Below are 25,662 nucleotides of genomic sequence, written 5' to 3' on the forward strand. Positions count from 1 at the left end.
AGAGGAAGGAAGGGGGGGTCGTTTGTCGGGGAGGACAAAAAAAATACCCCCCCGTCGTCCCGCCGACATGAGTCGGCGGGACGCCGGGAGGTCCTGTCGTCGTTGTCCCGATGCCGGTCAGGCAGCGGCGGCGCCCGCCACCGCCTTGGCCGTGTGCGCGGAGGCGTTGTCCAGTCCGGCAGCCGGCCATCGAGGCCGCCGAGCAGCCATCCTAAAGCGGGGGTGGTGGGGTGGGGCGTGGGCGCGAGGGGAGTTCCGCTGCTGCTGGAGCGGCTCTTGAGTGTTTCTCGGAGGGCCGGCGGTGCGGTGGGGCGGTGCTCGGGCTCACCGGTGGGGTGCGGCCGGGCATCGTGGCACATGGAGGCGGTGGGGTACAGCAGTTCGGGGTGGGTTCGGGCTGGGGTGGGTGGCTGGTTGGCGGTGGAGCTTGTCGCCCTTGTAGCTGCGGCGGCCGCGTCCTTACGGTGACGTCGCAGTGCCGGGGTCGCTCTTGTGTCGGATGTCCCGTCGACCGGACAGCACCGATGGGTGACCCGTGCCCGGTGCCTTCTCGCACCCGGCTCGGCCACGCCTGATTCCCAGTAGCTCTGTGACGGTTAAGGACGGTGCCAGTTGAGCGCGAACCCGTTTGATGACGAGGACGGCCGCTTCTACGTCGTGGTCAATGACGAGGAGCAGCACTCCCTGTGGCCGGTGTTCACCGAGGTGCCCGCCGGCTGGCGGGTGGTCTTCGGCGAGGCGGCCAGGGCCGAGTGCCTTGAGTACGTCGAGCAGAACTGGACCGACCTGCGTCCCAGGAGCCTGCGCGAGGCCATGGCCACGGACTGAACACCACCCGGATCTCTGCCGAGTTGATGCGGCGGGGACGTTGGACCTGTGCGTTACCGCCGATGCCGACGCGCTGCTCCGCCCCGCCTGCCGCGGCTGAATCCTCGGCCGGCCACGTCCGCAGCTGCTGAAACGCGCCCGGCAAGGTCACCACGCCGGCCGTCGAGCTGCCGGTCCGCCCACCGGAGCGCTACCCGCACATCGGCTGCCCTGCACGGTCTGCCCCTCGACAAGGGGGCGGCCCAGGTGCTCGACACGCAGACCGGCCCGCTCCGGACCGGGCACCTCTCACACGTTTGGAGTCAGTCAATGAACCTTCAGGGAAGGCGAGTTGCCCTGCCCCCGGAGCCCGTCGTCCACCAGCAGTTCGAGGCGCACGCGAAGGCCACCCCCGACGCCGTCGCCGTCTTCTGCGCCGGTCGGCAGGTGACGTACGCGGAGCTGGACGCGAAGGCGAACCGGTTCGCGCACTTCTTGATGACGCGCGGACACGGCCGGGGGGCGAAGGTCGGTGTCTGTCTCGACTATTCGATCGACATGCTCGTCGCCATCCTCGGCACGCTGAAGGCAGGCGCGGCCTACGTACCGTTCGACCCGGCCTACCCTGCGGCGAGGCTCCAGCTGCTGCTGGGCCAGGTGCCCTCTCTCGCCCTGATCGTGGCCTCTCCGGAGACGGCCGGACTGGTCGGGTCCACGGATACCGAGGTCGTCGATCTGGAGCAGCTCTCCGATCTGCTGGAAGGTCTTCCGCCGACCGATCCCGGCGTCCGCGTCACCGGCGACGACGTGTGCTACGCGGTCTTCACGTCCGGATCGACCGGCACACCGAAACTGACCGCGGTGCGGCACGAGGGCTGGTTCAACCTGATGAACTGGCTGAAGCTCGAGTACGGCCTGCACAGCGGGTCGAACAACCTGGTCGTCAGCGCGTTCGGGTTCGACCTCTCTCAGCGCAGCCTGATGACGCCGCTGTTCTGCGGCGCCACCCAATACCTCATGGCGAGCCGGAACTTCGACGCCCTGATGGCCTACCGCATGCTGACCGACCACGAGATACGCACGGTGCACTGCGCCTCCAGCACGCTGTACCTGCTGGTGGACTGGGAGACCGCACGCGGTGGTGAGGTGCTCTCCAGGCTCGACTACATGCTGTTCGGCGGGGAGCCGCTGAAGGTCGAACGGATCGCCAACTGGGCGCACCGCGAGGGCAATACGTGCACCCTCCTGCACCAGTACGGCGTCGCCGAGTGCACGGATGTCGCGACGTCGTACGACCTTGCCGCGTACCGGCCCGGCGACCATGACATCCCGCCGGTCGGAAAGCCGGCCTACAACACCGGCATCCACCTCCTCGACGAGCAGTTGCGCCCTGTCGGGCCGGGGGAGTACGGCGAGATCTGCATCTCCGGGGCCGGCATCGGAGCGGGTTACCTCAACGGCACCGGCCCCGAGAACGAGAAGTTCACGACCATCGAGGTCGACGGTGAGCCGTGCAGGCTGTACCGGACGGGTGATCGCGGGCATGTGACCGAGGACGGTGAACTCGTCGTCGCCGGCCGGATGGACGCACAGGTGAAGGTGCGAGGCATGCGCATCGACCCCACCGACATCGAGCGCGCGCTCGGCAGGCTGGCCGGGGTCCGCGAGGCCGCCGTGGTCGTCGCCCACAACGACTCCGGCGAGGCCGAGCTGACCGCGTTCGTCGTCCCGTCGGCGAACGAGCTCACCGAGGACGATCTGCGCACCCGCCTCCTGAGGACGCTGCCGCGGAACATGGTTCCTGCCAGATTCATGAATGTCCTGCGAATTCCCCTGAGCCCGCACGGAAAAGTCGACCGCGCGGCGCTGGTCGAAACATGCCGGAACCTGTACGCCAACAGCGGCACGGCGGCATAGCCGAGGCCTTGATGACAACCGAGAGGACTGTGATGATTGCCGATAGGGTGCGCGCCATATGGTGCCGGGAACTCCAGCGCGACGACATTTCTTTCGATGACGATTTCTTCGCCGTCGGAGGTCAGTCCGTGATCATGTCGAAGATTCAGATCGCCTTCATCGACGAGCTGGGCGTCGAGGTCGCCATGGACCGGATGTACCTCAACCCGACGGTTGCTTCGATATCTGCGTACATCGAATCCATGGATTCGGTTGTGCTGTAACTCGAGGCCGGATTGGTTCCGCATTCTTTTCCGTCGACTCGCTGCCGACTCGCTGCGTCGACCGTGCTCCACCGCATTTACTCTCTCGGCTACGGCCGTTGGGATCTTTGAATCCAATCTGGTACGAGAGGTGCCGCCATGTACGACGTAATTGTCATCGGTGCCCGCTGTGCGGGTTCGCCGGCGGCCATGCTGCTCGCCCGGCAGGGATATCGCGTCCTGCTGCTTGAGAAAGCGAAGTTCCCGCAGGACACGCTGTCCTCGCACTACATCCACCAGCCGGGTGTGGCGTTGCTCGATCGGTGGGGGCTGCTCGACGAACTCCGCGACGCGGGGTGCCGGCCGATCAACCACCAGAGCTATGAGGCGCTCGGTGTCCGGCTGGAAGGGTTCTCCCTGCCGGTCGACGGCCATCGGACCACGTACGCGCCCAGGCGGTTCGTGCTCGACCCGATCCTCGCGCGCGGGGCCGTGGCCGCCGGTGTGGAGTTCCGCGAGTCGTGTGCCGTCAACGACCTGCTCTACGAGGGTGACCGGGTCGTCGGCGTGCGGTACACGACGCCCGGCGGCGCCGAGGCGACGGAGCGTGCGCGACTGGTCGTCGGTGCGGACGGCATGCGCTCGCTGGTGGCCCGCAAGGTCGGTGCGCCGAAGGTCGTCGAGCGCCCGCGGATGACCTGCGCCTACTACAGCTACTGGGAGGGAGTCCCGGCCAACTTCGAGCTGTACGAGCGGCCGGGCCGCTGGATCGCCCTCGCCCCCACCAATGACGGCCTCACGCTGATCATGACCTACTTCCCGCAGAGCGAGTTCTCGCAAGTCCGCTCCGTGGGGGTGGAAACCTCCTACCTCGAAGCTGTCCGTACGACGGCTCCCGAGCTGTACGGGCGGATGTCCGAGGGCAAGCGCGTGGAGCAGATGTACGGCACGGGCGCGCAGGAGAACTACTTCCGCAAGGCCTACGGGCCCGGGTGGGTGCTGCTCGGCGACGCCGTGCACCACAAGGACTCGATCACCGCTCGCGGTATCACCGACGCCTTCCTCCAGGTCCAGTCGCTGACCGGCCACATCGGGGATCAGTTGCACGACGAAGAGGCGCTCACGGCGGCGTTGAAGCGCTACGAGCGCGACCTGGACGACAAGTTCTACAGCTTCTACCAGGGCGCGCTCAACGTCGCCGAGCTCAAGCCCGAGCGGCACACGGAGATGGTGCAGAAGCTGGTCGGCAACCAGGACCTGATCGACCGCTACTTCTCGACGGTGTCGGGTGCCTATTCCTTCGACGACTTCTACAGCAACGAACTCCTGACAGTACTCGATCAGGGCTGACCGGCGGATTGTTCCCCGACAGACCCCGCCCACTTGGAGACTCAATGATTCCGTTGTCGTTCGCGCAGCGCCGACTGTGGTTCGTGGACCGGTTCGAAGGCCCGTCGCCGACCTACAACGGGGCCTTCGCCCTGCGGCTGACCGGTGAACTGAACGTCAGTGCCCTGGAGTTGGCGCTGCGCGACGTCATCGAGAGGCACGAGATCCTCCGTACGGTCATCGTCGAGGACGGTGACGGGGTCCCGCACCAGCAGGTGCTGTCATCCGGGCAGGATCCGTTTGCTCTGCCGATGGTCGAAGTCGCCGGGGAAGCCGAGCGGGCGGCCGCGGTCGACGAGTTCGCCACCCAGACCTTCGACCTGGCCGCCGACATACCGATCCGCGCCAGGCTGGTGCGGAGCGGACCGCGCGAGCACACCCTGGTGATGGTGATGCACCACATCGCCGTGGACGGGGAGTCGTTCGGCCCGCTGTTCCGTGACCTCAACACGGCCTACGCGGCCCGCACGGAGGCGAGCGCCCCGGTGTGGGAGCCGCTGCCGGTGCAGTACGCGGACTACACGCTGTGGCAACGGGACGTGCTCGGCGACGAGTCCGATCCGGACAGCCTGGGAGCCAGGCAGCTGGAGTACTGGCGGCAGACGCTGGCCGACCTGTCCCAGCCGCTGGCGATGCCCACGGACCGCCCGCGTCCCAAGGCGATGAGCCATCGCGGCGACATGGTCCCGTTCTCGATCGATGCCGACCTGCTGCGGTCGGTCGAGAAGCTGGCCGCCGAGGCGGACACCACGGTGTCGATGGTCATGCACTCCGCGCTGGGGGTCCTCCTGCACCACGTCGGCTGCGGTGACGACGTGCCCATCGGGGCACCGATCGCGGGTCGCGTCGATGAGGAACTGCGGGATCTCGTCGGGTTCTTCGTCAACACGTGGGTGCTGCGCGTTGAACTGTCCGGGAACCCGACCTTCGTGCAGCTGCTCCAGCGGGTGCGGGAGCGGGCGCTGGCCGCGTACGACAACCAGGACCTGCCCTTCGAACGGCTGGTCGAGCTCCTCAACCCGGACCGGTCCACCGCGTACAACCCTCTCTTCCAGGTGATGCTCGCCTGGCAGGAACAAGTGCCGGCGATGCAGTTCCCCGGCCTCGACCTCCAGGTCACGAAGCTCGAGACCAGCACAGCCAAGTTCGACCTGTTCTTCGACCTGGTCCCGAACGACACGGGCGGGGCGGGGTGCCGGCTGGAGTACCGCACCGACCTCTTCGACAGGAGCACGGTCGAAGACCTCGCGAACCGGTTCGTCCGCGTCCTTGGCCAGCTCGTGGCCGACTCCGAGCGCCCGATCGGCGGCGTCGACGTGCTCGACGCGGCCGAGCGGGAGCGGCTGCTCACCGCGTTCAACGACACCGCCACGGCGGTGTCCGAGCTGACGGTCCCCGAGCTGTTCGAACAGCAGGCGGCAAGGACCCCGGACGCCCCGGCGATCGCGTGCGACGACCGCACGCTGACCTACCGGGAGCTCGACGACCGGGCGAACGCCGTCGCCTGGGAGCTGGTCCGGCGCGGTGCCGGACCGGAAGACCTGGTGGTGCTCGCGCTGCCGCGCACGGAGGACCTGGCGGTCGGCCTGCTCGGGATCCTCAAGTCCGGTGCCGGGTATGTGCCGATGGACCCGCAGTACCTCAGCGGGCGGGCACAGAGCGTGCTGTCCGAAGCGGCTCCGCGGTTCGTGGTCACCGACACCGCGACGTGGCAGGACCTGCCGGACAACGACATGTCGTGCCTCAACGTGGACCTGCGCGCGCAGTGGGAGGCACCCCAGGGAGTCCTGGACAACGCCGCCCGGGTCTCGCCCCTGGCGCCGGACAACCTGGCCTACGTCATGTACACCTCCGGCTCCACGGGCAAGCCGAAGGGCGCCGCGATCACCCATCGCAGTGTCGTCAACGGCGTGCAGGAACTGGTGCGCGTCCTGGACGCGCCGCCTGGGTCGCGGATGCTGGCGGGCACCTCGGTCAACTTCGACGTCTCGGTCTTCGAGCTCCTGACCACCCTGTCCACCGGCGGCACGGCCGAGATCGTGTCTTCCGCGCTGGTACTCGGCGAGCGGGACGGCTGGGACGGCCAGGTGATCAGCGCGGTCCCCTCGGTGCTCGGGGAACTGGTGGAGCACCTGGAGAAGACCACCGACGTGCGCACGGTCGTCTTCGCGGGCGATGTGCTCCCGGCCCGGCTGGTGCGGCAGGTGCGTGAGGCTCTCCCCGGCGTGCAGATCGTCAACTCCTACGGGCAGAGCGAGAGTTTCTACGCCACCACCTTCTCTCTCGCGGCGTCCGAGGAGTGGACGGACGGCGAGGTCGCGCCCATCGGCACACCGCTGGGGAACATGCGCGCCTACGTGCTGGGCCCGGGCCTCGCCCCCGTGCCACAGGGCGTGATCGGTGAGCTGTATGTGGTCGGGACCTGCGTGGGCCGCGGCTACCACGGCCACCCGGGCATGACCGCCGAGCGCTTCGTCGCGAACCCGTTCGGACCGGCGGGCGAACGGATGTACCGCACCGGCGACCTGGCCCGCTGGAACGCGCACGGCCAGCTGGAGTGCCTCGGCAGGAGCGACGGCCAGGTGAAGGTGCGCGGCTTCCGCATCGAGCCGTCCGAGATCGAGGCGGTGTGTGAGCTCTACCCCGGCATCCGCGAGTCGGTGGTGATCAGCCGTGAGGTGCCCTCCGGGGGGCGTCAGCTCGTCGCCTACGTCGTGCACGAAGGCGACGGCGCCGTCCCCGACAACGGAGCCGGCGGCGTCGGCGACGCGGACGTGCTGGCCGGTGCGTCGGCCGCCGAGCTGCGCAGGTTCGTGGCGGCGCGGCTGCCCGACTACATGGTCCCGTCGGCCTTCGTGACCGTCGGCCGGATGCCGCTGGGGCCCACCGGCAAGCTGGACCGCTCGGCGCTGCCGGAGCCCGAGTTCGTGGGCGAGGTCTACCGCAAGCCCCGCACGGAGACCGAGGCGATCATCGTCGCGGTGTACACGGACGTGCTCGGCGTGGAGCGCGTCGGCATCGACGACGACTTCTTCGCGGCGGGCGGCGACAGCCTGCGGTCGATCCAGGTGGTGGCACGGGCGCGGGCCCGCGGCCTGAAGCTGACCACGCGGGAGATCTTCGAGTGCCGCACGGCGGCCCGTCTCGCCGAGGTGGCATCCGACCGTCAGGACGAGGTGCCCACGCTCGCCGAGGAGGCCGGCGGCGGCGTCGGCACGATGCCCCTGCAGCCGGTGGCGAGGCAGGTGTTCGAGCACGGCGGCGGGATGAACCGGTTCGCCATGGCGATGGCGCTGGAGCTTCCCGCGGGCATCGACGAGCACGGCCTCGCCGCGACGCTGGACGCCGTGCTCGACCGGCACGATCTGCTGCGCGCCCGGCTGGTGCGCGGCGACGACCCCTTCCTGGATGTCCGTCCGCCGGGCGCCGTGCGGGCGGCGGACCTGACCCGCAGGGTTGCCTGCGACGGCCGCTGGGAGGAGCCGTCCTCGCTGCGGTCGGCGAAGGCGGAGCTGGACGATGCGGCCGGGCGACTCGACCCGGAGGCCGGGACGATGGCCCAGTTCGTCTGGTTCGCCACCGACTCGGGTGCGGGCCGGCTGCTCGTGGTGTTGCACCACCTGGTGGTGGACGGCGTCTCCTGGCGGATCCTCATGTCGGACCTCGCCGAGGCATGGCAGCAGGTCCACGCCGGAAGGACGCCCGAGCTGCCCTCGGTCGGCACCTCCGCCCGCCGCTGGGCCCTTGCGCTCCAGGACGAGGCACTCACCCCGGAGCGGGAAGCGGAGCTGGCGTACTGGCAGGACGTGCTCGAGTCCCCGAACTCCCCGCTGGGCAGCCGGGCGTTCGACCCGGCGGTCGATGTGATGTCCACGGTCGACACCGTGCGGGTGCAGCTGCCCGCCGACGTCACCGAGGCGGTGCTGACCAAGCTGCCCGCGGCGTTCAAGAGCACCGGGACCGACGTGCTGCTCGCCGCCCTCGCCCTGGCGGTGAACCGCTGGCGCGGTACGCAGAGTTCGACCCTGGTCCGCATGGAAGGCCACGGCCGCGAGGAGGACATCGTCCCCGGCGCCGACCTCTCCCGGACCATCGGATGGTTCACCAGCATGTACCCGGCCCGCGTCGACGTGGGCGGGGCGGACCTGGCCGACGTGCTGGCGGGCGGCCCCGCGGCCGGAACGGCGATCAAACAGGTCAAGGAGCAGCTGCGCCAGATACCGGACAAGGGCGTGGGCTACGCACTGCTGCGTCACCTGAACCCGGAGACCGCCGAGCAGCTCGCCGAGTACCGGGCGCCGCAGATCGGGTTCAACTACCTGGGCCGGATCTCCGACACGGACGTGCCCGAGCACCTGCGCGCGCAGGGCTGGGGTCCTGCGTCCTGGTCCGCCGACCTGATCCCGGCACTCGACGAGGACCAGCCCGCGCTGTCCGCCCTCGAGGTCAACTCGCTCGCCACGGGCAGCGCCGACGGCCCGCGGCTGCAGACCGCCTTCATGTTCCCCACCGGCGTGCTCTCCCGTGAGCAGGTCCAGGAGCTGGCGGAGCTGTGGGTCGAAGTGCTGCACGGCTTGGCCGCGAACGCCGCCCATCCGCGGACCGGCGGGCTCACGCCCTCCGACGCCCCGCTGGTGGTGGTGAAGCAGGACGAGATCGAGGCATGGGAGACGCGCTACGGCCGTTTGACCGACGTATGGCCGCAGTCCCCCGGACAGTCCGGCATCCAGTTCCAGGCGGCGATGGCCGAGGACTCCTACGACGTCTACCACATGCAGCTGGTGCTGCACCTGTCCGGACAGGTGGACCCGGCACGCATGCGGGCGGCCGGACAGGCGATGCTGGAGCGGTACCCCAACCTGCGCGCCGCGTTCGGCAGCACGGCCGACGGCGACCCGGTGCAGGTCCTGCCGGAACACGTGGCCCTGCCGTGGCGGCACATCGACGTGACCGGCCAGAGCGAGGCCGAGCAGGACGCGGCGCTGGACGCCTTCCTCGCCGAGGACCGGGCCGACCGGCTCGACCCCGCCCGGCCACCGCTGTTCCGCCTGGGGCTCATCACCTGCGGACCGCAGCAGGCCAAGCTGGTCATCACGGCACACCACACCGTCTTCGACGGCTGGTCGTCGCCGCTGGTGATCAAGGATGTCATCCGGCTGTACGCCGGCACCGGCGACCTTCCCCCGGTCCGCAGCTACGGCGACTACCTGACCTGGCTGTCCACGCACGACCGTGAGGCGTCGGCCGCCCGGTGGAAGGCCGAGCTCGACGGATTCGACCAGCCGACCCTCGTGGCTCCGGACGTCTCCGTCCAGGACGGCGCGTCCGCCATCGGCAAGATCGAGGTACCCCTGTCGATCGACAAGGGACGCGAACTCGCCGGGCGTGCCGCGGAACTCGGCGTCACGCTCAACACGCTCGTGCAGGGCGCGTGGGCGATCCTGCTGTCGAAACTGACCGGACGGCAGGACGTGGTGTTCGGCGCGGCCGTCAACGGCCGCCCGCCGGACCTGATCGGTTCCGACGAAATGGTCGGCCTGTTCATCAACACCCTCCCGATCAGGGTGTTCTGGCAGCTGAACGACAGCGTGGCCGACATCGTCACCCAGCTGCAGAACCGGCAGATGACACTGCTCGACCACCACTACTACGGCCTTGCCGACATCCAGCGCGAGAGTGGACTGCCCGCCCTGTTCGACACGTTCATCGGGTTCGAGAACTACCCGATGGACCGCGAGGGCATGGTCGACGCGAACACCTCGGCGGGACTCGCCATCGATGCCATCCGGCCGATCGCGGGCGCCCACTACGCGCTCGCCCTCGCCGCCGCCGACCCCTATCTGCGGCTCTCCCTCGACTACCAGAAGGACCTCTACACCCTCGCCGAGGCCGAGGCCGTCGGCGCCCGTCTGGTCCGGGTCCTGGAGCAGATACTCGCGGACCCGCACGCACCGGTCAGCGCGATCGAGGTGCTGTCGCAGGAGGAGCGGGAGCGGCTGCTGGAGGAGGTCAACGACACGGCGCATCCGGTGTCCGGGGACACCCTGCCGGGCGCGTTCGAGGCCCAGGCGGAGCGCACCCCAGACCGCGTCGCCGTGGTCGGTGAGCAGGAGACGCTCACGTACGGGGAGTTCAACCGGCGTGCCAATCAGCTGGCCCACTGGCTGGTGGAACAGGGCGCGGGCCCCGACCAGCCCGTCGCCGTACGCATCCCGCGATCCGTCGACCTGATGGTGGCGGCCTGCGCGGTGGTCAAGGCGGGCGCGGCCTACGTGCCGGTGGACCCCGAGCTGCCCGAGGACCGGGTGCGGCACATGCTCGACAGTGCCAAGCCCCTGCTGGTGCTCGAAGAAGACCTGCCCGACGTCTCCGGACGCCCGGAGACGAACCCGGAGCGTGCGCTGCTGCCGGACCACGTCGCGTACGTCATCTTCACCTCCGGATCCACCGGCGGCCCCAAGGGCGTACAGGTGTCACACCACTCGATCATGAACCGGATCGAGTGGGGCCTGGAGCACTTCGCCGTCACGGCCGAGGACCGGGTGCTGTTCAGCACGGCTCCGAGCTTCGACGCGTCGATGCCGGAGATGTTCGCGCCCCTGCAGGTGGGCGCCGCCGTGGTGATCGCACGCCCGGACGGGCGCCGGGATCCGGCCTACCTGGCCGAGCTGATCCAGCGCGAGCGCGTGACCGGCGCGGTCTTCGTCTCCTCCCTCCTCGCGGCGTTCGTGGACGAACCCACGGCACGCGCCTGCACCAGCCTGCGCTGGGTCGAGGTCGGGGCCGAGCCGTTCCCTGCCGAGCTGGCCAACCGGTTCGTCGAGCTGCTGCCCGGCTGCGTCGCGCACAACCTCTACGGCCCCACCGAGGCATCGGTGGAGGTGACGACATGGCGGCACGAGCCCGGTGCGGACCGCCTGCCGATCGGCGCGCCGATCTGGAACACCCGGGTCTACGTCCTTGACGCGGCCCTGCGCCCGGTCGCGCCGGGAGTCGCCGGGGAGCTGTACATCGAAGGCACCGCGCTGGCGAGGGGCTACCTCGGGCAGCCCGTGCTGACCGCGAACCGGTTCGTCGCCAGCCCCTACGGCGCACCCGGCGCGCGGATGTACCGCACCGGCGACGTGGTGCGCTGGACCAAGGACGGCGGGCTCGAATACGTCGACCGGAGCGACTTCCAGGTCAAGATCCGTGGCCGTCGCATCGAGCTGGGCGAGATCGAGTCGGTGCTGGCAGCGCACCCGGACGTCAGCAACGCGGTGGCCGTCGTGCGCGAGGAGAGCGCCGGTGACCAGCGGCTGCTCGCGTACGTGGTGCCGGGCGGCAAGGCGGACCCCGCCGAACTGGACACCGAGGCCTTGACGGCCCTGCTCCAGGAGCAACTGCCGGAGTACATGGTCCCCTCGGCGATCGTGCCGCTGGCCGAGCTCCCCAAGACCCTGAGCGGGAAGCTCGACCGGGCCGCGCTCCCCGCACCCGACTACGCCGAAGCCGCGGCCGGCCGCGGACCGCGCAACCACAAAGAGGAAGTCCTGTGCCGGCTGTTCGCCGAGCTGCTCGGTGTGGAGGAGGTCGGCATCGACGCCGGCTTCTTCGACCTCGGCGGGCACTCGCTGCTGGCCACGCGGTTGATCGGCCGCATACGCAACGAACTCAACATCGACGTGAAGGTCACGATGGTCTTCGCCAATCCGACTGTCGCCCAACTGGCAGATCGGCTCGATGAACTGGCCACGTCGAACCGGCCCCAGCTGCGTCAGATGACCGTTTAGGAGAAGCGTCGATGATCCCGTTGTCCTTTGCCCAGAGTCGCATGTGGTTCCTCCACCACCTGGAAGGTCCCTCCGCCACCTACAACGGCCCGTTCGTGCTGCGCCTCGAGGGCACCCTGGACACCGCGGCCCTGACCGCGGCGGTACGGGATGTCGTCACCCGGCACGAGAGTCTGCGTACGGTCGTCGCGGAGAACGAGGACGGCACGCCGGAGCAGCGGGTGCTGCCGCCCGAGGAGGCGGCCGTCCCGGTCCGTGTGGTCGACGTGGCCGCGGACGCGGTGGATGCCGCGCTGCACGAGGTCGCGTGCGAGACCTTCGACCTCGGCACGGAGCTCCCGCTGCGGGCGACCGTCCTGCGGGTCGCCCCCCAGGAGCACGTGCTGGTGTTCGTGTTCCATCACATCGCCGCCGACGGGGCGTCGATGGCGCCGTTCCTGCGCGATCTGGTGGCGGCGTACACGGCCCGCCGCCAGGGGGGCGCGCCCCGGTGGACGCCGCTTCCGGTGCAGTACAAGGACTACACGCTCTGGCAGCGGCAGCTCCTGGGCGATGAAACGGACCCGGGCAGCGTCACCTCGGCGCAACTGGAGTACTGGCGCAAGGAACTGGCCGGAGCGCCACAGCCGGTGCAACTGCCGCTGGACCGGCCGCGCCCCACGGTGAACGAACACCGGGGCGGATACGTCGACTTCGAGCTGGAACCGGAGCTGTTCGCCGGGATCGGGAAGCTCGCCGCTGACCGCGGCGCCACGGCGCCGATGGTCGCCCAGGCCGTGCTCGCGGTGCTCCTGCACCACTTCGGCGCCGGCAACGACCTGACGATGGGCAGCCCGATCGAGGGGCGCGCCGATGAGCAACTCGACGACCTCGTCGGGTTCTTCGTCAACACCTGGGTGCTGCGCGTCGACCTGTCGGGGAACCCGTCGTTCGGTGATCTGGTGGAGCAGGTGCGGACCCGGGCCCTTGCCGCCTACGACAACCAGGACCTTCCGTTCGAGCGCCTGGTGGAACTCCTCGCACCGGAGCGCGTCACCTCCTACCAGCCGCTGTTCCAGGTCATGCTGGCCTGGCAGTTCCCGTGGTCGGAGATCGAGATCCCGGATCTGCGGGTGACTCCCCTTCCGGTGGGCACCGGAACCGCGAAGTTCGACCTGTTCTTCAACTTCGTCCCGGACGCGTCCGGCGGCGCTCACGGACGGCTCGAGTACGCCACGGAACTGTTCGACCACGCCACGGCCGAACGCCTCATCGACCGCTACATACGCGTGCTGCGCCAGGTGGTCGCCGACCCGGGAACGCGGCTCGGCGCGGTGGACGTGCTCACCGACACCGAACGGGACCGGCTGACGCGGCTGAACGACACGACCGCGCCGGCGCCGGAGGCGACCGTACCGGAGCTGGTCGCCGCTCAGGCGGCACGGACACCGGACGCGACAGCGGTGGTGTCCGGGGAGACCTCCCTGTCGTACGCGGAACTGGACGGCCGGGCCGACCGGCTGGCCGCCCTCCTGCGCGAGCGCGGGGTCGGGCCGGAGGCCCTGGTGGCCGTGGCGCTGCCGCGGTCGGCGGACCTGGCGGTCGCACTCCTCGGCGTACTCAAGTCCGGCGGCGCCTACCTGCCGATCGACCCGAACTTCCCGGCCGCGCGCGTCGACCTCCTGCTCGACACGGCAAAGCCGCTGCTGGTCCTCACCGACCGCGCAACGGCGAAGACGGTGGCCACGAGCCAGACGCCGGTACTGCACCTCGACGACCAGGACCTGGACGCTCCCGGTCCTGACGCCCCCAAGACGTCACTCGCGCCGGACAATCTGGCCTATGTGATGTTCACGTCCGGCTCGACCGGGACTCCCAAGGGCGTCGGCATCACCCACGCCGGCGTGGTCAACGGTGTACGGGACCTGCGTCAGGTGGTTCACGTCGAGGCCGGCTCCCGGATGCTGGCCGCCACCTCCGTGAACTTCGACGTATCGGTGTTCGAGATATTCACCGCGCTGACCACCGGAGCGAGCGTCGAGATCGTCCGTGACGTACTCGAACTCGGCGAGCGGGGCAGCTGGTCGGGCACCACCATCAGCGCCGTGCCCGCGGTGTTCGCCACCCTGCTCGACAAGATCGGCAACGAAGGCCCCGACGGCCTCGAGCTCGACGTGGAAACCGTCGTCTTCGCCGGTGAGGCGCTCTCGTCCGACCTGGTCGGCAAGGTGCGCAACGCCCTGCCCGGAGTCCGAGTCGTCAACGCCTACGGACAGACCGAAAGCTTCTACGCCTCCACGTTCACGCTGCCGCAGCAGTGGACGGACACGGGCGCGATACCGGTCGGGCAGCCGCTCGCCAACATGCGCGCCTATGTCCTGGGGCCGGAACTGGCTCCCGTTCCGCCCGGCGTGACCGGCGAACTGTACGTCGCCGGCTTGCTCGCCCGCGGCTACCACCAGAGCGGCGGAGCCACCGCGGAGCGGTTCGTGGCCTGCCCCTTCGGTCCCGCGGGTACGCGCATGTACCGCACCGGTGACCTGGCCGAGTGGGACGACAACGGCCGGCTGAGGTACGCCGGGCGAGCCGACGCCCAGGTCAAGGTGAACGGCATCCGCGTCGAGCCGACCGAGATCGAGACGGCCCTCGCCCAGCATCCCGCCGTCAGCCAGGCCGCGGTGACGGTGTGTGAGGACCGCATCGGCACACTGCGGCTCGTCGGCTACGTGGCGCCGGTGGGCGCCGCGGAGGGCGACGCCGCCCCGGACACCGACATCTCGGTGGCGGAGCTGCGGCGGTTCGTGGCCAAGCGGCTGCCGGACTACATGGTGCCCGCCCAGCTGATGGTGCTCGACCAGCTGCCGCTCACCGCGAGCGGAAAGCTGGACCGGGGCGCGCTGCCCGAGCCGGAGTTCGCGGGGGCCACGTACCGGGCGCCGCGCAGCACGGCGGAGCGGGTGCTGGCCGAGGTGTTCGCCGATGTCCTCAGCACCGAACACGTGGGTATCGACGACGACTTCTTCGCCAGCGGCGGAGACAGCATCCGTTCCATCCAGGTGGTCGCGCGCGCCAAGACGCGCGGCGTCGTGGTCAGCACCCGGGAGATCTTCGAGCACCGTACGGTCGTCCGGCTCGCGGAGCTGGTCGAGGGACGGGCCGAAGAGGAGCGGGTGACACTGCCCGAGCTGCCCGGTGGCGGTGTCGGCTGGGCTCCGCTGCCGCCGACGGCGGCGCACATGCTCGGCCTCGGCGGCGGCATCAACCGGCTGTGCATGTCCGCGATGCTGACCCTGCCCAAGGACATCGACCGTGCGGGACTGGTCGCCACCTTGCAGGCGGTCCTCGACCGGCACGACGTGCTGCGCTCCCATCTCGTCCTGACCAACCCGGGACTGCGGACCGGACCGGCCGGCAGCGTGAACGCCGGTGCGCTGGTGCGACAGGTCCCCTACGGCGACGCCGATGTGAAGGCCGAGCTGGACGCGGCCGCCGACCGCCTCGACCCGGCCACGGGCGTGATGGCGCAGTTCGTGTGGTTCACCTCCGACACGCCCGCGGAAGCGGGCCGGCTGCTCATCGTGCTGCACCACCTGGTCGTCGACGGGGTGTCGTGGCGCATCCTCCTCCCGGAGCTGGCCTCGGCCTGGCAGCGGGTCCGGGACGGCCACACCGCACAGCCCCCGGAGACCGGTACCTCGCTGCGACGGTGGATGCACGCCCTGGCCGACGAGGCGGCCACGCCGGAGCGGGAGGCGGAACTGCCCCTGTGGAACGAACTCCTCGCGGGGGACGACCCGTTGCTCGGCCGGCGCGAGCTCGACCCGGCGCGTGACGTCGCGGCCACCGTGGACACCGTCCGCATCCAGGTGCCCGCCGAGGTCACCGAGACCCTGCTGAACACGCTGCCCGCGGTGTTCCACGGCGGCGTCGACGACGGGCTCCTGGCCGGCCTCGCGCTGGCGCTGGCCCGCTGGCGCCGGACGAGGGGCGTCCTCGGGGACTCGGCGCTCGTCCGGCTCGAAGGACACGGCCGCGAAGAGCACCTCGTGCCCGGCGCCGACCTGTCCGGCACGGTCGGATGGTTCACCGCGATGTACCCGGTACGCCTGGACGTGACCGGCGTCGACGTGGCGGACGCGTTCGCCGGCGGTCGGGCCGCCGGGAAGGCGATCAAGGCCGTCAAGGAGCAGCTGCGGTCGGTGCCGGACAACGGCATGGGCTACGGCCTGCTGCGCCACCTGAACACCAGGACCGCCAGCACGCTGGCCAAGGCCCGGGAGCCGCGGATCGGGTTCAACTACCTCGGCAAGTCCTCCGGCGCGGACATCCCCGCGGAACTGCGCGGCCTCGGCTGGGGCCTGGACACCACGCACCAGGACCTGATCGCCGCACCGGACGCGGACATGCCGGTCCTCTCGGCCCTGGAGATCAGCGCGGTGGCCGCCGACACGCAGGACGGCCACGAGCTGACCGCCTACTTCGGCTTCCCCACCGGTGTGCTCTCCCGTGAGGAGGTCAGCGAACTGGCCGGGCTGTGGGTCCAGGCGCTGACCGCCCTCGCCCGGCACGCCACCAGTCCCGAAGCCGGCGGGCTGACCCCGAGCGACGCCCCGCTGGTCGAGGTGGGCCAGGGGGAGATCGACGCCTGGGAGGACCGCTTCGGCAAGCTGGCCCAGGTGTGGCCGGCGACACCGGCCCAGTCCGGGATCCTCTTCCAGGCGAAGCTGGCCGGTGGGTCGTTCGACCCGTACCACATCCAGCTTGTCTTCCACCTCACCGACGAGGTCGACCCGGAGCGGATGCGCCGGGCAGGTCAGGCACTCCTCGACCGCTACCCCGTCCTGCGCGCGGCGTTCGTCGACCGGGAGGACGGCGACGTGGTGCAGGTGGTGCCCGAGACGGTGTCCCTGCCGTGGCAGCACCTCGACCTCACGGCGGCCACCGAGGCCGAACGGACCGAGGCGTTCGAGCGGTTCCTCGAGCAGGACCGCACCACGTACTTCGACACGGACGGCACACCGCTGATCCGGCTCGCACTCGCCGTCCTCGAACCGGGGCGCCCCGAACTGGTGCTGACCGCCCACCACGTGCTCTACGACGGCTGGTCCACACCGCTGCTCCTGCAGGACCTCCTGCTGCTCTACGCCGCCGACGGCGACGCCTCCGGCCTGCCCGCGCCCCGCGACTACGGCGACTTCCTCGCGTGGATGACCGGGCAGGACCGGGAGGAGTCCGCACGGGTGTGGGCGGAGGAACTCGAAGGGTTCGAGGAGCCGACCCTGCTCGCCCCGGGCTTCGAGGCCGCGGAGGACAAGGGCCGCGGCCAGGTCGACATCACGATTCCGCGCGACGTGGCGCAGGAACTCGACCGGGTCGCCTCCGATCTGGGCATCACCATGAACACCCTGGTCCAGGGGGCCTGGGCACTGGTCATCGGCGACCTCACCGGCCGCAAGGACGTGGTGTTCGGCACCACCGTGTCCGGGCGCCCGCCCGCGGTGACCGGCGTCGAGTCGATGGTCGGGATGCTCATCAACACCGTTCCGGTGCGGGTCACCTACGCGCCCGGCGACACCTTCGCCGAGTTCCTCACCCGGCTGCAGAGCCGGCAGAGCGGCCTGGCGGACCACCACTACTACGGGCTCGCGGAGATCCAGCGGGCCACCGGCCTGCAGTCGCTCTTCGACTCGCTGTTCGTCTTCGAGTCGTTCCCCGTCGACGAGGACGGTCTCAGCGCCGCCTCCGACGCCGAGGGCGGCATCGCCTACGACGGCTTCAGCCCGTCCGCGGGCAACCACTACCCGCTGTGCCTGATGGCGGCGGCCGCCCCGCACCTCGACTGCATCATCCAGTACGCGCTGGGCGCCTTCGACCAGGACACGGTCGAGACGTACGCGGCCCGGCTCGTGCGCGTCCTGCGGCAACTGGCCGCCGACCCCGAGCGGAGGATCGCGCAGGTCGACTCCCTGGAGCCGGCCGAACGCGACCGGGTGCTGGCCGTGTTGAACGACACGTCGGGCCCGGCCCGTGAGGTCACGCTCACCGAGCTGTTCGAGGCGCAGGTGGCCCGGACGCCGCAGGCGGTGGCCGTGGTCGCCGAGGGCGAGTCGCTCACGTACGCCGAACTGGACGCCCGCGCCGAGCGGCTGGCGCTCGCGCTGGTGGAGCGCGGGGTGGGCCCGGAGAGCGTGGTGAGCATCGTCCTGCCGCGCACGGCGACCATGGCGGTGGCCCTCCTGGGCGTGCTCAAGGCGGGCGGAGCCTATCTGCCCGTCGATCCCGCCTACGCCGCGGCCCGGCTCCCGCACATTCTCCCCGGCGCCCGGCCCCACCTGCTGCTGACCGACGCCGGTACCCGGGCGGTCGTCCCGCCCACGGAGACTCCCGTCATCCTCATCGAGGACATCGACCTGGTGGCCACCGCGGAGGCGGGGAAGGCGGCGCCACGGCGAAAGCCCCGGCCGGAAAACCTCGTCTACGTCGTCTACACCTCCGGTTCCACCGGCGTGCCCAAGGGCGTCAGCGTCACCCACACCACCGTCGTCAACGCCGTGGACACCATGGCCACGCAGGCCGGGTTGGAGTCCGGCCGACGGGTGCTGCTCGCCGCCTCGTTCGGCTTCGACGTCGCCACCTTCGAGCTGTTCTCCGCACTCACCAGGGGCGGCAGCGTCGAGATCGTCCGGGACGTGCTGGCACTGACCGAACGCGACACCTGGGACGTCGACGTCATCTGCTCGGTGCCGTCGGCCTTCGCGGAACTCGTCGACCAGCTCGGCGAGCGCATCAGGCCCATGGCGCTGAACATCTCCGGGGAGGTGCTGACCCCGGCCCTGGCACAGCGGGTGCGCGGACTGTGGCCGCAGGCACGGGTCATCAACAGCTACGGCCCCAGCGAGACCTTCTACGCCACCGCGCACCTCCTGGACTCCGGGCAGCCTTATGCCGACGGCGTGCCCATCGGCCGGCCCTTCCCCGGAGTGCGCGCCTACATCCTCGGTCCGCGCCTGAACCTGCTGCCGCCGGGCGCACCGGGCGAGCTCTATCTGGCCGGCGCGGGCCGCGGCTACCACCGCCAGCCCGCCATGACCGCCGACCGCTTCGTCCCCGACCCCTATGGCGCCGCCGGTGCCCGGATGTACCGCACCGGTGACATCGCCCGCCTCACCCCGGACGGAGAGCTGCAGCACCTGGGCCGCGTCGACACCCAGGTCAAGATCCGTGGCTTCCGCGTCGAACCGGGCGAGATCGAGGCTGCCCTGACGACCCATGCCCACATCGCCCAGGCCGCCGTCGTGGTCCAGCACAACGGCGACCGCACTCCTGACCTGGTCGCCTACCTCGTCCCTGATCCCGGCGGAGCCACTCCGCCCCTGGAGGAACTGCGCGACCACTTGGCCGAGCGGCTGCCCGAGTACATGGTTCCCGCGGCCTACGTCCCGCTCGACCGGCTTCCCCTGTCCCCCAACGGCAAGCTCGACCTCAAGGCACTGCCAGCCGCCGAAGTCACGCCCACCACGTCCTTCCGGGCACCGCGCACCGCCCGCGAGGAGGTGCTGGCCAAGCTCTTCGGCGAGGTGCTGGACCTGGAGAAGGTCGGCATCGACGACGGCTTCTTCGACCTCGGCGGGCACTCCCTGCTCGCCACCAGGCTGATCAACCGAGTCCGTGTCGACCTGGGGATCGAAATACCGATCCGCAAGATCTTCGACCTGCCGACGGTATCCGCGCTCGCCGCGTGGACGGAGGCATCCGCCGTACCCCTTCGCCCCAGTCTCCGCAGGATGATCACCGAGGAGCGAGACCAGTGATTCCGCTTTCTTTCGCACAGCGCCGCATGTGGCTGACGCACCAAATGGAGGGCGGCGCGGAGACGTACAACATCTCCCCGGCGTTCCGGCTGACCGGGGCACTGGACCAGGCTGCCCTCATCGCCGCGATCCGTGACCTGGTCGAGCGGCACGAGCCGCTGCGCACCATGTACGTGACGGACGATCAGGACGAGCCCTTCCAGCGGATCCTGTCGCCGGCGGAGGCCTCGGTGCAGGTGCCGGTGGTCGACGTGGCGCCCGACGCCGTGTCCGATGTGGTCGATGAGTTCATCACCCACCGGTTCGACCTGGCGGCCGAGATCCCCTTCCGGGCGACCCTCTTCCGCTGCGGCCCCGAGGACCACCTGCTGGTCCTGCTCGTCCACCACATCGCATCGGACGGCGTCTCCGGCGGCCTGATGGCACGGGACATGGGCATCGCCTACGCCGCCCGCGCGGAGGGCGGGGCGCCGCGGTGGGAGCCGCTGCCCGTGCAGTACAAGGACTACGCGCTGTGGCAGCGCGAGCTGCTCGGTGACGTGAGCGACCCGGGCAGCCTGGCCGCCGCGCAGGCCGAGTACTGGCGCGAGGAACTGGCGGGCGTTCCGCAGCCGTTGAACCTGCCGCTCGACCGCCCGCGCTCCACGGAAAGGGACCCGCAGGGCGACAACGTCGCCTTCGTGGGGGAGCAGGCGGTGGGCAAGGGGCTGCAGAAGCTGGCCGACGAGCGCGGGATGACCATGTCGATGGTCATGCAGGCCGCGCTGGGCGTGCTGCTCGGCAAGCTGGGCGGCGGCGACGACGTGACCATCGGCGGTCCGATGGCCGGGCGGAACGACGAAGCCCTGGCCGATCTGGTCGGGTTCTTCGTCAACACCCAGGTGCTGCGGGTGGACCTCTCCGGCGACCCGACGTTCGACGAGCTCCTCACGCAGGTGCGCGAGAAGACGCTGGCGGCCTACGAGCGCCAGGACGTGCCGTTCGAGACACTGATCGAGTTGATCAACCCCGAGCGCAGCACGGCGTACCAGCCGCTGTTCCAGGTGATGCTCGCCTGGCAGAACTTCGAGAAGCAGGACTTCGAACTCCCCGGACTCCAGGCGGAGTTCGAGCAGCACGTCACGCAGACCTCCCTCGTCGACCTCACCATGTTCTTCGACGTGAACGACTCGGGGGAGCTGCGGGGCGAGCTCCAGTACGCGACCGCGCTGTTCGACCGGGACACGGTCGAGGCCATCGCGGCCCGGTATCTGCTGGTTCTGCAGCAGATGGTCGCTGACCCGCAGGCGCCGGTCAGCGCGACCGAGATCCTGCTGGAGGAGGAGCGGGACCGGTTGCTGCGGAGTGTCAACGACACGGAGCATCCCGTGGCCGAGGAGACTCTGCCGGGCGCGTTCGAGGCCCAGGCGGAGCGCACCCCTGAGCATGTCGCGGTGATCGGCGAGCAGGAGACCCTGAGCTACCGGGAGTTCAACCGGCGCGCCAATCAGCTGGCGCACTGGCTGGTGGAGCAGGGCGCGGGTCCCGACCAGCTGGTTGCCGTCTCCATTCCGCATTCCGTGGATCTGCTGACGGCGATCTACGCGGTGGTCAAGTCGGGTGCGGCGTATGTGCCGATCGACCCTGAGCTGCCCGAGGACCGGGTGCGGCACATGCTCGAGGGCGCCCAGCCGCTGCTGGTCCTCGACGACGCGCTGCCTGACGTCTCCGGCTACCGGGAGACGAACCCCGCTCGCCGGGCGCTGCTGGCGGATCATGTCGCGTACGTCATCTTCACCTCCGGTTCCACCGGCGGTCCCAAGGGCGTGCCGGTGTCGCACCGGTCGATCATGAATCGGATGCAGTGGGGCCTTGAACACTTCGGTGTCACGGCCGAGGACCGGATGCTGTTCAGCACCCTGGTGAGCTTCGACGCCTCGATCCAGGAGATGTTTGCCAGCCTGCAGGCCGGTGGTGCCGTAGTCGTCGCCCGCCCGGACGGCCGCAAGGATCCGGCCTACCTCGCCGAGCTGATCCAGCGCGAGCGGGTGACCAGCGCGTTCTTCGTGCCATCCCTGCTGGCCGCGTTCGTCGCCGAACCCGCGGCCAAGGAGTGCACCAGCCTGCGCTGGATCGAGTCCGGCGGCGAGGCGTTCCCGCCCGCCCTGGCCAACAGGCTCGTCGAGCTGCTGCCCGGCTGCACCGCGCACAACCACTACGGCCCCACCGAGGCAGCGGTGGAAGCCACCGCCTGGCAGCACCAGCCGGGCGCGGACCGGCTGCCGATCGGTGTGCCGCTGTGGAACGTCCAGGTGTACGTCCTGGATGCGGCACTGCGCCCGGTCGCACCGGGGGTCGCCGGCGAGCTGTACATCGCCGGTGCCGGACTGGCCCGCGGCTACCTCGGGCAGAGCGCGCTGACCGCGCACCGGTTCGTCGCCTGCCCCTTCGGCGCCTCAGGGACCCGGATGTACCGCACCGGGGACCTGGTGCGGTGGAACAAGGGCGGCCAGATCGAGTACATCGGCCGCAGCGACTTCCAGGTCAAGGTCCGCGGCTACCGCATCGAGCTGGGCGACATCGAGCACGCACTGGCCTCACACCCCGCCGTCGCACAGGCAGCGGTCGTGGTCCGCGAGGACCAGCCGGGCGAGAAGCGTCTGGTGGGATATGTGGTGCCCGACGCGGACGCCGCGGTGGCCGATCCCGAGGCCCAGGTCGAGGAGTGGCGCCGCGTCCACGACGCGAGTTACGCCGATTCCGACGAAGAGGCATGGGGCGAGGACTTCCAGCTGTGGACCTCGGTGTACGACGGTGAGCCGGTTCCGAGCCCTCAGCTGGACCAGTGGCGGGACGCGGCGGTGGCGCAGGTGCTGCGGTTCGCACCGCGACGTGTCCTTGAGATAGGTGCGGGGTCCGGCCTGCTCCTCGCCGAGATCGTTGGCGAGGTCGACGCGTACTGGGCCACCGACATCTCCGCCACAGTCGTGGACCGGGTCCGCGCCCAGGCCGAAGAGGCCGGCTACGGCGGCCGGGTCAAGCTGAGCGTCCAGGCCGCCCACGACGTCTCCGGACTGCCCAAGGGCGGATTCGACACCGTCGTCCTCAACTCCGTGGTGCAGTACTTCCCCAGCGTCGAATACCTGGATCAGGTACTGGACCAGGCCCTCGAACTCCTCGCCCCGGGTGGCCGCCTGATCGTCGGCGACGTCCGCAACGCGACCACCCTGCGCCTTCTGCTGACCGCGCAGAAGCGTGCGGCGCAGCCTTACGCCTCTCATGAGGATCTGCGGGCGCTGGTGGAGCAGGCGCTCCTGGCCGAGCGGGAGCTGGTGGTCGCCCCGCAGTGGTTCGCCCAATGGGCAGCGGACCGTTCCGTCGGGGCCGACATCCGGCTGAAGGCGGGGCAGGCGCACAACGCGCTGACCCGCCACCGCTACGAGGTCGTCCTGCACAAGGAGCCGGCCGACGTGCTCGACCTGACCGCAGTGCCCACGGTGCCGTGGGGCCGGGAGGTGTCCGACCTGGGCGCCCTGGACGGCCGTGTGGAGCGGGCGGGCGGCCCGGTCCGCGTGACCGGGATACCCAACGCACGCCTGGTGGCGGAGGCCGCCGCGGCGATCGCCAACGGGGTGGTCCGTACGGAAGCCCCTTCCGGTACGTCACTTGACCCGGCGGACCTCGCCGCATGGGCGCGGCAACAGGGCCTGGACGCGGTCATCACGTGGTCGGGCCAGGCCGTCCACGCCTTCGACGCGATCCTCCTGCCCGGACAGCCGACCGCGCAGCAAGCTGTCTGCGGAGGGTTCGTTCCCGGCTCCGGGAACGGACAGGCTCGCGCGAACACCCCCGCTCTGGCCACCTCGATCGAGCCGTTGCTCGCTGAGCTGCCCGAGTACCTGCGCGGGCGCCTTCCGGACTACATGGTCCCGGCCGTGGTGGTGCCGCTCTGGGAACTTCCGCTGAACCCGGCCGGCAAGGTCGACCGGCGAGCGCTGCCGTCGGAGCACACCACGGCCGCGCGAGGTGGAGGGCCGCGCAACTCCCACGAGGAGAAGCTGTGCTCCTACTTCAGCGAGTTGCTCGGCGTGGAGCAGATCGGTATCGATGACGACTTCTTCGCGCTCGGCGGGCACTCGTTCCTGGCCACCCGGCTCAGCGCCAGTATCCGCAAGGAGTTCGGCCTGGACATGCCCCTGCGGACGATCATCCAGCACCCCACGGTGGCCGAGCTGAGCGCGCTGGTGCTCACCGGCCGGATCCCCGGCAACCACGACGAGGCGTTCGATGTCGTGCTGCCGCTCAACAAGGATCCCGAGACGGGCAAACCGCCGGTGTGGTTCCTCCACGGAGGGGGCGGCCTCGGCTGGGCGTACTTCACCTTCGCGCCGTACGTGGACCGTGCTGCCTACGCCCTGCAGTCCCGCGGCTCCAACGGCGTGGAGCCGCTGGCGGCGTCGGTGGAGGAAATGGTCGAGGACTACCTCGGCCAGATAGTGAAGGTCCAGCCGGAGGGGCCCTACCACCTGATCGGCTGGTCCTTCGGCGGCCCGATGGCGCATGCCCTCGCGGAGGCGCTGGACCGCAACGGGCACGAGGTCGCTCTCCTGGCCATCCTGGACGCCCAGCCCGCGAGCTCCGACGCGGGGAGCGGCTTCAAGGCCATCGCCGGCAGGACGGCGGAGCTGTACAGGGGAGACCTCGAGGAGGTCTTCGGCCAGTTCATGAACACCAAGAACATGGACTCCCTGCTGGACAACATGTCGAGGGTGGGTTCCAACAACCTGAACCGGATGGCCGAGTTCGAATCCCCGGTCTTCCGCGGTGACCTGCTGTTCTTCAACGCGACGAAGGACAAGGACCATTCGTACGCGCCCGACTGGCGCCCGTTCGTCCGCGGCTCGATCGAGGAGCACTCGGTGGACGCCACGCACAACGATCTGCACATGCCGCAACCAGCGGGCCAGGTCATGCGGATCATCGCCCAGAAACTGGGTGACTGATGGGACCGGCCGGGGTGACAGAAGGCGGCGTGCGGGAGGAAGACCGGCAGCCGAGCGCGCTGTTGTGCGTGCCGTTCGCCGGAGCAGGGCCTTCGTTCTTCCACCCGTGGCGGGCGCTGTCCGCCGACCGGTGGCATGTGACGTCGGTCGAGCTGCCCGGCAGGGAGCGGCGGATCATGGAGACGCCGTACCGGAATGTGTTCGAAGCAGCCAAGGCCTCGGTCGACGACATTGTCGCGGACCTCGGCGGCAGGGCACGGACCGTGGTGTTCGGGCACAGTCTGGGCGCGGTGCTCGCCTACGAACTGGTGCATCTGCTGAGCGCGCGCGGTGTGCACGTCGAAGGGTTGTTCGTCAGTGGTTCGCCGGGGCCGTGGACGCAGCGGGAGCGGCGGGCGACCGGGCTGCCCGACGAGGAATTCCTCGCCCGGGTCGAGGAGTTCGCGGGATTCAGGCACGAGGCGCTGGACCACCCGGAGATGCGTGACCTGATTCTCCCCGTGCTGCAGGCCGACTGCGAAATGCACGAGAACTACGTGCCGAGCACCGATGAACCGATTTCGGTGCCGATCTGCTCCCTGCGCGGCGCTTCTGATGGCCTGGTCAGCGCGGAGCAGGCACAGGAGTGGCAGAAGGCGACCACGGGTGAATTCAGATATGCCGAATTCCCGGGCGACCACATGTACTTGGTGGATCAAGGCCGTCAGATCCTGGACCTGATCGAGGCGGAATCCGCCCGTGGGTGCTGATGTCCTGCGCCGGA

At 70.0% G+C, this 25,662-nt stretch carries 8 protein-coding genes; all 8 read left to right on the plus strand.

Features of this window, described 5'->3' with window-relative positions:
* The first annotated feature begins 612 nt into the window (after nucleotides 1-612).
* The 8 genes from ACZ5U5_RS39040 to ACZ5U5_RS39075 all read left to right on the plus strand — a co-directional run bounded on the left by ACZ5U5_RS39040 (nucleotide 613) and on the right by ACZ5U5_RS39075 (nucleotide 25,648).
* Nucleotides 613-828: an MbtH family protein gene (locus ACZ5U5_RS39040; RefSeq protein ID WP_469031306.1), complete on the plus strand. Its 216-nt coding sequence runs from the start codon at nucleotides 613-615 to the stop codon at nucleotides 826-828.
* Nucleotides 829-1,137: 309 nt separating this feature from the next.
* Nucleotides 1,138-2,724, plus strand: a complete 1,587-nt coding sequence (locus ACZ5U5_RS39045) for an amino acid adenylation domain-containing protein (protein ID WP_469031321.1) — start codon at nucleotides 1,138-1,140, stop codon at nucleotides 2,722-2,724.
* A complete protein-coding gene (locus tag ACZ5U5_RS39050; RefSeq protein ID WP_469031322.1) occupies nucleotides 2,685-2,987 on the plus strand; it encodes a phosphopantetheine-binding protein in 303 nt (100 codons plus the stop codon). Before ACZ5U5_RS39045 ends, ACZ5U5_RS39050 begins: the two co-directional genes overlap by 40 nt.
* 138 nt (nucleotides 2,988-3,125) lie before the next feature.
* Nucleotides 3,126-4,316: an NAD(P)/FAD-dependent oxidoreductase gene (locus ACZ5U5_RS39055; RefSeq protein ID WP_469031324.1), complete on the plus strand. Its 1,191-nt coding sequence runs from the start codon at nucleotides 3,126-3,128 to the stop codon at nucleotides 4,314-4,316.
* A gap of 44 nt (nucleotides 4,317-4,360) precedes the next feature.
* On the plus strand, nucleotides 4,361-12,127 hold the full coding sequence (locus ACZ5U5_RS39060; protein ID WP_469031325.1) for an amino acid adenylation domain-containing protein: 7,767 nt from the start codon (nucleotides 4,361-4,363) through the stop codon (nucleotides 12,125-12,127).
* Between the two features lie 11 nt (nucleotides 12,128-12,138).
* Nucleotides 12,139-19,917, plus strand: coding sequence for an amino acid adenylation domain-containing protein (locus ACZ5U5_RS39065; RefSeq protein WP_469031327.1), 7,779 nt, complete (start codon nucleotides 12,139-12,141; stop codon nucleotides 19,915-19,917).
* On the plus strand, nucleotides 19,914-24,899 hold the full coding sequence (locus tag ACZ5U5_RS39070) for a non-ribosomal peptide synthetase (RefSeq protein WP_469031328.1): 4,986 nt from the start codon (nucleotides 19,914-19,916) through the stop codon (nucleotides 24,897-24,899). The genes ACZ5U5_RS39065 and ACZ5U5_RS39070 overlap by 4 nt, the downstream gene beginning before the upstream one ends.
* Nucleotides 24,899-25,648 carry a thioesterase II family protein gene (locus ACZ5U5_RS39075; RefSeq protein WP_469031329.1) on the plus strand — a complete coding sequence of 250 codons (750 nt, stop codon included), beginning with the start codon at nucleotides 24,899-24,901 and terminating at the stop codon, nucleotides 25,646-25,648. The genes ACZ5U5_RS39070 and ACZ5U5_RS39075 overlap by 1 nt, the downstream gene beginning before the upstream one ends.
* Nucleotides 25,649-25,662: the final 14 nt, after the last annotated feature.

The organism is Streptomyces sp. NPDC033177, assembly GCF_055577715.1.

Bases quoted from the DNA above. Each gene is read 5' to 3' on its own strand.
- ACZ5U5_RS39045 (WP_469031321.1), top strand. From the start codon at position 1,138: ATGAACCTTCAGGGAAGGCGAGTTGCCCTGCCCCCGGAGCCCGTCGTC.
- ACZ5U5_RS39050 (WP_469031322.1), top strand. From the start codon at position 2,685: ATGCCGGAACCTGTACGCCAACAGCGGCACGGCGGCATAGCCGAGGCC.
- ACZ5U5_RS39055 (WP_469031324.1), top strand. From the start codon at position 3,126: ATGTACGACGTAATTGTCATCGGTGCCCGCTGTGCGGGTTCGCCGGCG.
- ACZ5U5_RS39060 (WP_469031325.1), top strand. From the start codon at position 4,361: ATGATTCCGTTGTCGTTCGCGCAGCGCCGACTGTGGTTCGTGGACCGG.
- ACZ5U5_RS39065 (WP_469031327.1), top strand. From the start codon at position 12,139: ATGATCCCGTTGTCCTTTGCCCAGAGTCGCATGTGGTTCCTCCACCAC.
- ACZ5U5_RS39075 (WP_469031329.1), top strand. From the start codon at position 24,899: ATGGGACCGGCCGGGGTGACAGAAGGCGGCGTGCGGGAGGAAGACCGG.